12 protein-coding genes are annotated in these 13,436 nt (G+C 62.4%); 8 read left to right on the forward strand and 4 right to left on the reverse strand.

Features of this window, described 5'->3' with window-relative positions; all coding sequences use genetic code 11:
* The first annotated feature begins 37 nt into the window (after window positions 1–37).
* Window positions 38–1,348, forward strand: coding sequence for a xylose isomerase (gene xylA / locus FAA86_RS01650; protein WP_136538070.1), 1,311 nt, complete (start codon window positions 38–40; stop codon window positions 1,346–1,348).
* A 236-nt stretch (window positions 1,349–1,584) separates the two neighbouring features.
* Here xylA and greA read toward each other — a convergent pair whose 3' ends face one another.
* Together greA and FAA86_RS01660 are read right to left on the reverse strand one after the other, a co-directional pair.
* Window positions 1,585–2,067 carry a transcription elongation factor GreA gene (greA, locus tag FAA86_RS01655; RefSeq protein WP_136538071.1) on the reverse strand — a complete coding sequence of 161 codons (483 nt, stop codon included), beginning with the start codon at window positions 2,065–2,067 and terminating at the stop codon, window positions 1,585–1,587.
* Between the two features lie 117 nt (window positions 2,068–2,184).
* Window positions 2,185–3,204 carry a LacI family DNA-binding transcriptional regulator gene (locus FAA86_RS01660; RefSeq protein WP_136538072.1) on the reverse strand — a complete coding sequence of 340 codons (1,020 nt, stop codon included), beginning with the start codon at window positions 3,202–3,204 and terminating at the stop codon, window positions 2,185–2,187.
* A 174-nt stretch (window positions 3,205–3,378) separates the two neighbouring features.
* Here FAA86_RS01660 and FAA86_RS01665 point away from each other — a divergent pair, with 174 nt between their 5' ends.
* The 4 genes from FAA86_RS01665 to FAA86_RS01680 all read left to right on the forward strand — a co-directional run bounded on the left by FAA86_RS01665 (window position 3,379) and on the right by FAA86_RS01680 (window position 8,227).
* Window positions 3,379–4,905: a sugar ABC transporter ATP-binding protein gene (locus FAA86_RS01665; RefSeq protein ID WP_136538073.1), complete on the forward strand. Its 1,527-nt coding sequence runs from the start codon at window positions 3,379–3,381 to the stop codon at window positions 4,903–4,905.
* Between the two features lie 97 nt (window positions 4,906–5,002).
* Window positions 5,003–6,013, forward strand: a complete 1,011-nt coding sequence (locus FAA86_RS01670; RefSeq protein ID WP_113461077.1) for an ABC transporter permease — start codon at window positions 5,003–5,005, stop codon at window positions 6,011–6,013.
* Between the two features lie 68 nt (window positions 6,014–6,081).
* Window positions 6,082–7,035 (forward strand): substrate-binding domain-containing protein, encoded by a 954-nt coding sequence (locus FAA86_RS01675; protein ID WP_136538074.1) that lies wholly within the window; start codon window positions 6,082–6,084, stop codon window positions 7,033–7,035.
* 139 nt (window positions 7,036–7,174) lie between these two features.
* Window positions 7,175–8,227: a sugar phosphate isomerase/epimerase family protein gene (locus FAA86_RS01680; RefSeq protein ID WP_136538075.1), complete on the forward strand. Its 1,053-nt coding sequence runs from the start codon at window positions 7,175–7,177 to the stop codon at window positions 8,225–8,227.
* A gap of 3 nt (window positions 8,228–8,230) precedes the next feature.
* Here FAA86_RS01680 and FAA86_RS01685 read toward each other — a convergent pair whose 3' ends face one another.
* Entirely contained in the window at window positions 8,231–8,866 is a 636-nt protein-coding gene (locus FAA86_RS01685) for a CatB-related O-acetyltransferase (RefSeq protein ID WP_136538076.1), read from the reverse strand.
* Between the two features lie 182 nt (window positions 8,867–9,048).
* On the opposite strand from FAA86_RS01685, the gene FAA86_RS01690 reads away from it, so the two are divergent.
* Both FAA86_RS01690 and FAA86_RS01695 read left to right on the forward strand, forming a co-directional pair.
* Window positions 9,049–10,221, forward strand: coding sequence for a Gfo/Idh/MocA family protein (locus FAA86_RS01690; protein ID WP_136538077.1), 1,173 nt, complete (start codon window positions 9,049–9,051; stop codon window positions 10,219–10,221).
* A 448-nt stretch (window positions 10,222–10,669) separates the two neighbouring features.
* Window positions 10,670–12,043 (forward strand): GH1 family beta-glucosidase, encoded by a 1,374-nt coding sequence (locus FAA86_RS01695; RefSeq protein ID WP_136538078.1) that lies wholly within the window; start codon window positions 10,670–10,672, stop codon window positions 12,041–12,043.
* 33 nt (window positions 12,044–12,076) lie between these two features.
* Here FAA86_RS01695 and FAA86_RS01700 read toward each other — a convergent pair whose 3' ends face one another.
* Window positions 12,077–12,472, reverse strand: coding sequence for a winged helix-turn-helix transcriptional regulator (locus tag FAA86_RS01700; RefSeq protein ID WP_136538079.1), 396 nt, complete (start codon window positions 12,470–12,472; stop codon window positions 12,077–12,079).
* A 160-nt stretch (window positions 12,473–12,632) separates the two neighbouring features.
* On the opposite strand from FAA86_RS01700, the gene FAA86_RS01705 reads away from it, so the two are divergent.
* A complete protein-coding gene (locus FAA86_RS01705; protein ID WP_136538080.1) occupies window positions 12,633–13,271 on the forward strand; it encodes an NAD(P)H-dependent oxidoreductase in 639 nt (212 codons plus the stop codon).
* The last annotated feature ends 165 nt before the right edge of the window (window positions 13,272–13,436 follow it).

Below are 13,436 nucleotides of genomic sequence, written 5' to 3' on the forward strand. Positions count from 1 at the left end.
GGGGAGGGTGGTCACAACACACCAAGGAGGACTACCCATGAGCACAGGTTTCTTCGGCAATATCCAGAAGATCAAATATGAAGGCGAAGGCAGCACCAATCCGCTGGCCTTCCGCCACTACAATCCGGACGAAGTCGTTCTCGGCAAGCGCATGGAAGACCATCTGCGCTTTGCGATTGCCTATTGGCACACTTTCGTCTGGCCGGGCACGGACCCGTTCGGCGGCAATACCTTCGAGCGCCCGTGGTTCAAGGACACGATGGATGCGGCGAAGATGAAGGCCGATGTCGCCTTCGAATTCTTCCAGCTGCTCGGCACGCCGTACTATTGCTTCCACGATGCCGACGTTCGCCCCGAGGGCAACAGCTTTGCCGAGAACACCAAGAACCTGAACGAGATCGTCGACTACTTCGCCAAGAAGCAGGAAGAGACCGGCGTCAAGCTGCTCTGGGGTACGGCGAACATGTTCTCGCATCGCCGCTACATGTCGGGCGCTGCCACCAACCCGGATCCTGACGTTTTCGCCTTCGCCGCTGCGACCGTGAAGACCTGCCTCGACGCGACCCAGCGCCTCGGCGGCGAGAACTACGTTCTCTGGGGCGGTCGCGAAGGTTACGAGACGCTGCTCAACACCGACCTCAAGAAGGAACTGGACCAGATGGGCCGCTTCCTGAACCTCGTGGTCGAATACAAGCATAAGATCGGCTTCAAGGGCGCGATCCTGATCGAGCCGAAGCCGCAGGAGCCGTCGAAGCACCAGTATGACTACGACGTCGCAACGGTCTACGGCTTCCTGAAGAACTACGGTCTCGAAAAGGAAGTGAAGGTCAATATCGAGCAGGGCCACGCGATCCTCGCCGGCCACAGCTTCGAGCACGAGCTGGCGCTTGCCAATGCGCTCGGCATCTTCGGCTCGATCGACATGAACCGCAACGACTACCAGTCCGGCTGGGATACCGACCAGTTCCCGAACAATGTTCCGGAAATGGCGCTGGCCTACTATCAGGTTCTTCAGGCCGGCGGCTTCACCACCGGCGGCACGAACTTCGACGCCAAGCTGCGCCGTCAGTCGCTCGATGCGGAAGACCTGCTGATCGGTCATATCGGCGGCATGGATTGCTGCGCCCGTGGCCTGAAGGCTGCCGCCAAGATGGTGGAAGACAAGGCTCTGTCCGCACCCCTCGCCAACCGCTATGCCGGCTGGGACAAGGCAGAAAACCAGAAGATGCTGCGCGGCGAGGAAAGCCTCGACGCCATCGCCGCCCGCGTCGAAAGCCAGAACATCAACCCGAAGCCGGTTTCCGGCAAGCAGGAACTGCTGGAAAACGTGGTCAACCGCTACGTTTGATTGCTGGGTATACGAGTGCGACTGGGGCCGGGGCGCGCAAGCGTCCCGGCCCTTCGTGTTCCTAAACGACCGTCATCCTCGGGCTTGTCCCGAGGATCTACCAAGGGTGTCGCGGTTTGGACGGTTCAGGAATGCCGGGCGGGCGCAGCGGTCGCCCGAAGGGTCGAGTTTCCGTCAGGCGCCAGTAGATCCTCGGGACACGCCCGAGGATGACGGTGGAGGGGTGAGTGGGCCGATCACCCGATCGCAGTGATCTCCAGTTCCTGATCGCCGACCGTCACGACGTCACCCACGGCCTTGCCCATCAATCGGCTCGCGACCGGTGAGACGAACGAGATCGATCCGGTCTTCGGATCGGCTTCATCCTCGCCGACGATGCGGTAGGTCTGCACTCGCCCGTCGTCCCGCTCGAATGTCACCGTGCTGCCAAAGGCCACAACGGCATTGCTCTCAGGGGCAGGGATGACCTGCGCGGTGCGCAGCCGCTCCGTCAGATATTTCAGATCGCGATACGGCACGGCCGATTGACGGCGGCGCTCGTTGATGTCCTCGATCACCTGCGCGGCGAGATAGGCGGCGCGGGCCTCTTCGGCCTCGGTCTCCAGACGCTTCAAGCCTTCCGCCGTCACGAGGTTCGGATGGGGCGAGATCGGGCGATCCGGCAGATGGGTTTCCGCCGCGGTTTCCGAACTCTCTTCCTTGGTGAAGGCGACACTCATGGGGGCATTCCGATTGCTGGGGCAGGGCCGGGATCCGGACCCGCGAATGTAGGGGTATCTCGGTCAACGGCCAAGACTGATGATGGGTCCATCTGCAAAGGCGGCGCTGCAGCGCGGTCAGCGCTTTGCCGGCCCCGTCACCGAGCCGCGCACGATGAGATCCGGCATCAGCAAGATCTCCTGGCGCTCTATCGTGCGATCGCCGAGGGACTTGATCAGCAGCGCCATGGCCTGGCGGCCGATCGCCGTGCGGGGCTGGCGGATGGTGGTGAGCGCCGGGTTGAGATAGGTCGCCTGGGGCACGTCGTCGAAGCCGATGACGGAAAAGTCGTGCGGCAGGTCGTAGCCGCGGGCGGTAAGGCCGTTGATCACGCCGACGGCGGTGGCATCGTTGACGCACATGAAAGCGGTCGGCAACTGGTCGCGCATGAAGAGCTGCTCGACGGCGAGGCGGCCGCTTTCGATCGTGCCTTCGCCTTCCAGCACGAAACGCTGGTTCGGCGGGATGCGCGCGGCATCCAGCGCCTTGTCGAAGCCCTGGCGGCGGCGCTGGTGGCCGAGGCGTGTCTTGCTGTCGCCGATGAAGGCGATGGAGCGGTGGCCGGAGGAAAGCAGATGTTCGGCCGCTTTTCGCGCGCCGGCCACGTCATCGACGCCGACATAGGAAATCTTCGAGCCGAACACGGGTTCAAAAACGGCGACCGAGGGCGGCAGGCGCTGGCCGACGACCTGATGGCCGAAGGGTTCGTGGCCGGTGAAGAGCACGAGGCCCGTCGCCTGGCCGGAGCTGAGGAATTTCAGATATTCCAGCCCACGTTCGGGATCGTTCTGGGTATGGCCGATCAGGACGCCATAGCCATGGGCGCGGGCTTCGTTTTCCAGGCCGATCAATGTCGAGGAAAAATTCGGGTCGCCGATGTCGGGCGCCAGGATGAGGATCATGTTCGACCGGCCCATGCGCAGCGAGCGCGCCATGGCATTGGTCGTGTAGCCGGTGATGGCGATGGCCTGGTTCACCCGCTGCCGGGTCGATTTCGCCACCTTGTCCGGCGTGTGGATCGCACGGCTCACGGTCGCGATCGACACTTCTGCGATGCGTGCCACGTCCTCGATCGTCGCTGGTGCAGAATTCGGCACGCGGCTTTATCCCCTATCCGTCTGGAATCGTTGGAGACCTTACATTTACTGCTGCGACTGCGAAAGCCGAGAGGGAACAAAATCTCCCTGTGAGTGAATGATGTAAACCTTTACATCGGTCATGTAAAGGTTTACACAGATGGCAGAGCGGTGGAGGACCGCCGGGAGGATTGCATGACATCGGTTGGGGGCGAGGCGCGGACACCCGTGCTCGTGGCGGAGCGTATTTCAAAGTCATTTGGCGACGTCCAGGTGCTGTTCAGCGTCGACTTCGATGTGGCGCCGGGCGAGGTCCATGCGCTGATGGGCGAGAACGGCGCGGGCAAGTCGACGCTGGTCAAGATCCTCTCGGGCTTCGAGCAGGCAACGGCAGGGCGAATCCTGCTCGATGGCGAGCCGGTGACGCTGCCGGCCAACGGTGCCGCTGAAGCCATGGGCATCGTGCTGATCCATCAGGAATTCAATCTCGCCGAGCATCTGACCGTCACCGAAAGCCTGTTTCTCGGTCGCGAAGTGACCCACTTCGGCCTTCTGGACCGCAAGACGATGCGGGCCGAGACGCGCCGTGTGCTGAACCAGCTCGGCTCCAAGATCGACGAAAACGCGCTGATCAGCTCTCTCGCGGTTGCCGACAAGCAGATGGTCGAGATTGCCAAGGCCATCAGCCGCAAGGCGCGGATCGTCTTCATGGACGAGCCGACGGCGGTGCTGTCGCGTGAGGAGACGGAAGTGCTCTTCGATCAGGTGCGCAAGCTGCGCGCCCGCGGCACGAGCTTCGTCTTCGTATCGCACAAGCTTGACGAGGTGATGGAGCTGACCGACCGCGTCACCGTTCTGCGGGACGGGCAGTGGGTGAAGACCGCGCCCACATCGGCACTCGATGGCGAGGCGATCGCGCAGCTGATGGTCGGCCGCGAATTGTCGAGCCTTTATCCCACCAAACACGAGCCCGATGTCGACGAGGAAATCGCCCTGTCGGTGAAAAACCTGACGACCGGTTTCGTCAAGAATGCGAGCTTCGACCTGAAGCGGGGCGAAGTGCTGGGGTTTTCCGGCCTCATCGGTTCGGGCCGCACGGAGCTGATGGAAGCGGTGGCGGGTCTTCGTCCGCGCCTCTCCGGTGACGTGCAGTTGAAGGGCATGGTGCTCGACGCCGGCGATTTCCGCGAGGCGAACCGGCGCGGGCTCGCCTACATGACCAAGGATCGCAAGGGCAAGGGCCTGTTGCTCGGCGAGGGCATGACCGCCAACCTGACGCTGCAGTCGATGGACAACCATGTGCGCCACGGCTACCTCGATCCCGGCAGCGAGGCGAAGGCGATGGCGCGTGCCAAGCGCCGCTTCGACATCCGTGTGCGTGATGACCGCGTTAGGGTCGGGCGCATGTCCGGAGGCAACCAGCAGAAGCTGTTGCTTGCCAAGATCATGGAAGTCGAGCCCGACATCATCATCATCGACGAGCCGACGCGCGGCATCGATGTCGGCACCAAGCAGCAGATCTATCACTTTATCGCGGCACTTGCCCGAGAGGGGCGTTCGATCATCGTCATCTCCTCGGAGATGCCCGAGGTGATCGGGCTCTGCACGCGGGTCGCCGTCATGCGCGAGGGCCGGATGGTCGGTCTGCTCGAGGGCGAAGACATCAACGAACAGACGATCATGCGCTACGCCGCCGGGCTGAAACGGCAGATGGCGAGCTGATCGATGACTAAGGCTCGGCGCACAAGACCGGGCTTCGAAACGAAGACTTCAGGGTATGCGACCTCCGGTGCGAGGTGCGGGAGGAGACGGGAAGACCATGACTGCCGAGACTGAAACGACCACCCCTGGCCCTGGCCGCCGCACCTGGCGCGACGTCGACCTGCGGGCCGTGGCGCCTTTCGCGGCGCTGCTGATCCTCTTGATCATCGGTGCGCTGGTAAACCCGAACTTCATTGGCCTCACCAACCTCGCCAATGTCGCGACGCGTTCCGCCTTCATCGCGATCATCGCCGTCGGGGCAACCTTCGTCATATCCTCGGGCGACCTCGATCTCTCGGTCGGCTCCATGGTGGCTTTCGTGGCCAGTCTGATGATCCTCTTCATGAATTCCGGCGCGATTGCAGATCCCGGCCTGATGATCGCAGCCGCCATGGCGCTCGCTATCATCATCGGCTCGCTCTGCGGTCTTGCCAATGGCCTGATCACCACCGTTGGCAAGATCGAGCCCTTTATTGCCACGCTCGGCACCATGGGCATCTATCGTGGCCTGACAACCTGGCTCTCCCAGGGCGGGGCGATCACGCTGCGCGACCCGGCCCAGCAGGAGATCTATCGGCCCGTCTATTTCGGTTCGATCCTCGGGCTGCCCGTGCCGATCGTCGTCATCCTCGTGGTGACCGCCATTGCCGCCGTCATACTCTATCGCACGCGTTATGGCCGCCACGTCGTCGCCGTCGGATCCAACCGCGATGTCGCGCGCTATTCCGGCATTGCGGTCGACCGGGTGCGCACCATCGCTTTCGTCATCCAGGGGCTCTGTGTCGCGATTGCCGTGCTGCTCTACGTGCCGCGTCTCGGCTCGACGTCCGCGACCACGGGCATTCTGTGGGAACTGCAGGCCATTACCGCCGTCGTGGTTGGTGGGACGGCACTGAAGGGTGGTGCCGGTCGCGTCTGGGGCACGATCTGCGGCGCCTTCATCCTCGAGCTCGTCGGCAACATCATGCTGCTCTCGAATTTCATCTCCGAATATCTGATCGGCGCCATCCAGGGCACGATCATCATCATCGCGATGCTCGTCCAGCGGTCGCTGGCGCGCAAGGCGTGACGCGTGACCGGGCAGGAGGGTCGCCCGGTCCGTTCCAACTCGACCCTAGGCATTTTGGGAGGAAACCAATGCACAAGAAACTGCTCGGGCTTGCCGTTGCCATGACGGCGCTCACCTCGCTCTTCGCGGCAGCGCAGGCGCAGGAAACCAAGACGATCGGCGTGTCCATCCCGGCCGCCGACCACGGCTGGACCGCTGGCGTCGTCTACCATGCCAACCGCGTCGCCGAACTCCTGATGAAGGAGCATCCCGGCCTCAACGTCGTCGTGAAGACCTCGGCCGATCCTGCCACGCAGGCGAATGCCGTGCAGGACCTGGAAGTCCAGGGCATCGATGCGCTCGTCATCCTGCCGACCGATCCGGATCCGCTGGTCAACGCGATGAAGGAAGTGAAGAACAAGGGTCACTTCGTCACCATCGTCGACCGTGCACCTTCGACCAATGACAACAGCGTGCGTGACCTCTATGTCGCCGGCAACAACCCGGCGCTCGGCAAGGTCGCCGGCGAGTACATCGCCAAGAACTCGCCGGATGCCGAAGTCGTCATCATCCGCGGTCTGCCGATCCCGATCGACCAGCAGCGCCAGGACGGTTTCGATGAGGGTATCGCAGGCTCCAACGTCAAGGTTCTCGACCGCCAGTTCGGCAACTGGAACCGCGACGATGCCTTCAAGGTCATGCAGGACTATTTGACCAAGTATCCGAAGATCGATGTGGTCTGGTGCCAGGACGACGACATGGCTGTGGGCGTTCTCCAGGCCATCGAACAGGCCGGCCGTACCGACATCCAGTACATCATCGGTGGTGCCGGTTCGAAGGACATGATCAAGAAGGTCATGGACGGCGACAAGATGGTGCCGGTCAACGTTCTCTACCCGCCGTCCATGGTCGGCACGGCGATGGAGCTGACGGCTGCTGCGCTCTACGATGCGGTTCCGGTTCACGGCACCTACACGCTCGACGCGACGCTGATCACGCCGGAGAATGCCGAGAACTACTACTTCCCGGATTCGCCGTTCTGATCTGAACCACCCAAAATCAAGGTCTGCCCGGGTTTTCCCGGGCAGATTTCTGCTGCAACCATCATTGCGGTTGTGTCGAAATTCCATCTCCTGTAATCGTTCACGGAAACGTTGCAGGAATACTCAGGGAGGAGAATTCATGAAGACGATCAAGGGGCCGGCGATCTTTCTCGGCCAGTTTGCGGGTGACGCCGCACCGTTCAACACCTGGGATGGGATTACGAAGTGGGCGGCCGAAAAGGGCTATGTCGGCGTGCAGGTGCCGACCTGGGCCGGCCAGCTGATGGACCTGAAGAAAGCCGCCGAATCAAAGGATTACTGCGACGAGCTGGCTGGCGTGGCGCGGGCGAACGGCGTCGAAATCACCGAACTCTCCACCCACCTTCAGGGCCAGCTGGTTGCCGTGCATCCGGCCTATGACGAGGCCTTCGATGGCTTTGCGGCACCGGAAGTCCGCGGCAATCCGAAGGCGCGTCAGGAATGGGCCGTGCAGCAGGTGAAGTATGCGCTGAAGGCATCCCGCAATCTCGGCATCAAGGCGCATGCGACCTTCTCGGGCGCACTGGCCTGGCCGTTCATTTATCCGTGGCCGCAGCGTCCGGCCGGTCTCGTCGAGACCGCCTTTGACGAACTTGCCCGCCGCTGGCTGCCGATCCTCGATTATGCCGAGGAGCAGGGTGTCGACGTCTGCTACGAGATCCATCCGGGCGAAGACCTGCATGACGGCGTGACCTTCGAGATGTTCCTCGAGCGGGTGAAGAACCATTCCCGCGCCAACATGCTCTACGACCCCTCGCACTATGTGCTGCAGTGCCTCGACTATCTCGACAACATCGACATCTACAAGGACCGGATCAAGATGTTCCACGTCAAGGACGCGGAATTCAATCCGACCGGCCGTCAGGGCGTCTATGGCGGATATCAGGGCTGGGTGCAGCGGGCAGGACGCTTCCGGTCGCTCGGCGACGGCCAGGTCGATTTCGGCGCGATCTTTTCGAAGATGGCAGCGAACGACTTCGACGGCTGGGCCGTGGTCGAATGGGAATGCGCGCTGAAGCACCCGGAAGACGGCGCCCGTGAAGGCGCAGATTTCGTCCGGGCGCATATCATCCGTGTTACCGAGAAGGCCTTCGACGACTTCGCTTCCGGCGGGACTGACGATGCGGCCAACCGCCGGATGCTGGGGCTCTGAAACCTAGACGGCCTTGAGGTCGGCTATGTCGCCGCTCTCGAGGTGGGGCAGGGCGCGTTCGATCTTGTCGAGCGGCCAGTCCCACCAGGCGAGCGCCAGGAGATCGGCTATTTGCTCGTCTGTGAAGCGCTGGCGGATCACGGTCGCCGGGTTGCCGCCGACGATGGAGTAGGGCGGCACATCGCGGGTGACGACGGCGCGGGCGGCGATGATGACGCCGGGGCCGATCGTGACCCCCGGCATGATCGTGGCTCCATGACCGATCCAGACATCGTGGCCGATGACGGTGTCGCGGAACGGCAGGTCCTGATAGCCATTGATGGTTTCGGGGCTGAAGACGCGGAAGGGAAATGTTGTCACGCCCGCCAGGGCATGATTGGCCGAACTGGTGATGATGACCGTCTCACGGGCGATCTGGACGAAGCGGCCGATCACCAGCCTCTCCTGGCTGAAGGGATAGAGATAGGGCGCGAGGATCGCTGCCGTTTCTTCTGTCGGACCGGGATGGGTGAAGTAGCTGAAGTCGCCGATCTCCATACGGGGATGGTCGATGACGGCGGCGAGCTGAACGGTCTCGCGGTAGGGCGTGCCATCGGCGAGGGTGATGGGATAGGGTTTTCTCGGATCGAGAAAAGGCATGGCTGAGATCCTTCCAAAAGCATGCATCTGATGTCGCGGCAGTCGCCGACACCGGGTTTTCTGCTTTGCCTCCAAAGAGGCGGATCTTAGCTGTTCACTGTCAGGGCATCCTTCTTCTCGGATGCCAGTCTAACGGATCTGGAGCGTGAACTCCAGACGCAGCTCATGAAGGAGGACGCATCATGGCGATCGAAGCAAGCAAGTCGGGCGAACGGACACCGAAGATCCGGCTGGGTATGGTCGGCGGTGGCGCCGGGGCCTTCATCGGCGCGGTGCATCGCATGGCAGCCCGTCTCGACGACCAGTATGATCTCGTTGCCGGTGCTCTCTCTTCGACGCCGGAAAAATCTGCTGCCTCGGGCCGCGAACTCGGGCTCGACCCGGAGCGTTGCTATGGCTCTTACGAAGAGATGGCGGAGAAGGAAGCCGCGCGCCCCGACGGGATCGAGGCTGTGTCGATCGTCACGCCGAACCATGTGCATTTCCCGGCGGCCAAGGCGTTCCTCGAGCGCGGCATCCATGTCATCTGCGACAAGCCGCTGACCTCGAACCTTGAAGATGCCAAGGCGCTGAAGGCGGTTGCCGACAAGGCGAAGGCGCTGTTCATCCTGACGCACAATTACACCGGCTATCCGATGGTGCGGCATGCCCGTGAACTGGTGCGCTCCGGCGAGCTCGGCGATCTCAGGCTGGTGCAGATGGAATATCCGCAGGATTGGCTGGCCGAGCCGATCGAGCAGACCGGCCAGAAGCAGGCGGCCTGGCGCACGGATCCGAAGCAGTCGGGTGCGGGTGGTTCGACCGGCGATATCGGAACGCATGCCTATAATCTCGGCTCGTTCATTTCGGGCCTCGAACTCGACGAGTTGGCGGCTGACGTGCACACCTTCGTCGAGGGCCGCCGCCTCGACGACAACGCTCATGTCATGCTGCGCTTTAAGGGCGGTGCGAAGGGCATGCTGTGGTGCAGCCAGGTCGCGACCGGCAACGAGAACGGGCTGAAGGTTCGGATCTACGGCACCAAGGCCGGTATCGAATGGACGCAGGCCGATCCGAACTATCTGTGGTTCACCCGTCTCGGCGAGCCGAAGCAGCTGATCACGCGCGGCGGGGCAGGGGCGAATGCCGCCGCGGCCCGTGTGACGCGCATTCCGTCGGGACATCCGGAAGGCTATCTCGAAGCCTTCGCGACGATCTATACGGAGGCTGCCGCGGCCATCAATGCGGCGAAGGCAGGCACTGCGGTCGATGCGGCGGTGGTCTATCCGACCGTCGATGACGGCGTGAAGGGTGTTGCTTTCGTTGAGGCCTGCATTGCGTCGTCGAAGCAGAATGGTGGCTGGGTGAAGGTATGAGCCCACCTCCCCCTTGGCGGGGGAGGTCGCCGCGCAGCGGCGGGTGGGGGTGAATCTGCGAACTTGCCCCTCACCCTACCCTCTCCCCGCGAGCGGGGAGAGGGGGGGAATGCTTGACCAGCGGCGAGGCCTTCTCCCCGCATGCGGGGAGAAGGTCCCCGAAGGGCAGATGAGGGGCATGGTCTTGACGAGGCATGCTGATCCTCACCCGCACCCCGCCTCTGCTTTATTCGGCGGCCCTCTTCCCAAGCGGAGAGGCGGTCACGCAGGCGGTCACCCCACCCCCGAGCTTCGCTCCGACCCTCCCCCTCAAGGGGAGGGTGTGAAAACTGCAACGTTGCAGTTTTTTATTTCCGCCGTCTTCACCCCGTCTTGGCTTTGCTCTAAACCGCTGAGCGACGGATAAGCGGCGGCGGTGTCCGCGCTTGCATGACGAAGGACTTACTCCATGATCGATCCCAAGGCGCTCGCCTCGCGTTTTCCCGGTGACTTCCTGTTTGGCGTCGCCACTGCATCCTTCCAGATCGAAGGGGCGTCGAAGGCGGATGGCCGCAAGCCGTCGATCTGGGATGCATTCTCCAACATGCCGGGCCGGGTCTTCGGGCGGCACAATGGCGACGTCGCCTGTGACCACTACAATCGCTGGGAAAGCGACCTCGACCTGATCAAGGAGATGGGCGTTACCGGCTATCGTTTCTCGATCGCTTGGCCGCGCATCATCCCGGAGGGCACCGGCCCGATCAACGAGAAGGGTCTCGATTTCTACGACAAGCTGATCGATGGCCTGAAGGCGCGGGGCATCAAGGCTTACGCGACGCTCTACCATTGGGATCTGCCGCTGGCGCTCATGGGAGACGGCGGCTGGACGGCGCGCTCCACGGCGCAGGCCTTCCAGCGCTACACCAAGGTGGTGATGGAGCGCCTCGGTGATCGGCTCGATGCGGTTGCGACCTTCAACGAGCCCTGGTGCTCGGTCTGGCTCAGCCATCTCTACGGCGTGCATGCGCCGGGCGAGCGCAGCATGGATGCAGCCTTGCATGCCCTGCATTACACCAATCTGGCCCATGGCCTTTCGGTTCAGACCATCCGCGACGTGGCGCCCAAAGTGCCGGTCGGGCTGGTGCTGAACGCCCATGAGACGCTGCCGGGCTCCGACAGTGCCGCTGATCTCGCGGCCGCCGAACGGGCGCATCAGTTCCACAACGGCGTCTTCTTCGATCCGGTCTTCAAGGGCGAATACCCGGCCGATTTCCTTTCGGCGCTCGGTCACCGCATGCCGAAGATCGAAGACGGCGATCTCGCCATCATCAACCAGAAGCTCGACTGGTGGGGGCTGAACTACTACACGCCGATGCGTGTTGCCGACGATCCGACACCCGGTGCCGAATTCCCGGCAACGGTGGGTGCGCCTCCGGTTTCCAAGGTCAAGACGGATATCGGCTGGGAAGTTTACGCGCCGGCGCTGAAGTCGCTCGTCGAGCGGCTCTACGCACGCTACGAACTGCCGCCGTGCTACATCACCGAGAACGGCGCCTGCTACAACATGGAAGTTGAAGGGGGCGAGGTCGACGACCAGCCGCGCCTCGATTACTACGCAGAACATCTCGACAAGGTCGCCGACCTGATCGCCGAGGGCTATCCGATGCAGGGATATTTTGCCTGGTCGCTGATGGACAATTTCGAGTGGGCGGAAGGCTACAAGATGCGCTTCGGCCTCGTGCATGTCGATTACGACACGCAGGTGCGCACCATCAAGAAGAGCGGGAAGTGGTACCGCGATCTGGCTCTCGAATTCCCCAAGGGGAACTTCAAGGCCGACTGACGCAGCGGGGCATCACGCCCCGCATCTTCGCCGTCATCCCAGCTTGATCAGCTTGTTGCCCGTATCGATCTCGTTTCGACGATCGAACTCGGCGCGGGCTGACTGAATGCGCTCGTGATGGGTGAAGACCCAGCCGCCGAGCGCCCGGATCGGCTCGCCGAACGAGCGGCCGAGATCGGTCAGGGCATATTCCACCTTGGGCGGCACGGTCGGATGCACCGTGCGCTCGACGATGCCGTCTCTCTCCAGCGCCCTCAGCGTCAATGTCAGCATGCGTTGCGATATGCCGACCACCGATCGTTTCAGATCCGAAAAGCGTTGCGGACCGTCGCCGAGCATCATGATGACGAGCACCGTCCACTTGTCGCCCAGCCTTGCCAGCATCTCGCTGACCGTCTGGCACTTGTTCGGGTCGTAGTTGTCGCACATGGCGCGTCCAATCGTTCTATCGATGTTACCTGGTATCAAAAATGTGCCTTCTTGCACATCCGATCCAGTTACATATCTAGGCCTGGTTACTATTTGATACCAGATCCACCCGGCGATGCAAACTCCCTCCATCGCTGCGGATCCAAACCAGGAGCCGACTATGTCCGCACTCATCGAAAAGCTGAACTGGCGCTACGCCACCAAGAAGATGGACCCCACCAAGAGCGTGTCCGAGGACAAGGTCGAGCGTATTGTCGAGGCCGCGCGTCTCGCTCCGACCTCCAGCGGTCTGCAGCCCTTCGAAGTCATCGTCGTGACCAACAAGGAGGTTCGCGCCCGCATTCAGGAGATCGCCTGGAACCAGGCGCAGGTCACCGAAGGTTCGCATCTTCTCGTCTTCGCCGCCTGGGACAACTACACGGCCGACCGCATCAATTACATGTTCGATCTGGTCAACGATGAGCGCGGCTTCAAGAATGAGGGCTTCGAGAACTATCGCCAGATGCTGCTCGGCATGTATCCCGGCCGCGATCCGGACGTGAATTTCGAGCACGCGGCGCGCCAGGCCTATATCGGCTTCGGCATGGCCGTTGCCGCTGCCGCATTCGAGGGCGTCGACGCGACCCCGATGGAAGGCTTCGAAGCCGACAAGCTCGATGAGATCCTCGGTCTTCGCGAGAAAGGCCTGCGTTCGGTCACGATCCTGCCGCTGGGATATCGCGCCTCTGAGGGCGACTGGCTTGCGCCGCTCAGGAAGGTGCGCCGCCCGAAGGACGAATTCGTTTCCGTCGTTGCGTGATTGTTTTCAACCTCGCCGGCGCCTCCAGGCCGGCAGCGCGACAGGGGCTTCCGAAAGGAGGCCCCTTTGTTTTTGGTCTGCTCGAAACAGGATTCCGCGATTTTCTGATATTCCTCTTTTTCCTCAGCATGTTAAGTCAAATTGAACAATTCTGAGGCACCGTGC

Origin of the sequence: Rhizobium rosettiformans W3 (assembly GCF_004912135.1) — a bacterium.
Lineage (GTDB): Bacteria > Pseudomonadota > Alphaproteobacteria > Rhizobiales > Rhizobiaceae > Allorhizobium > Allorhizobium rosettiformans.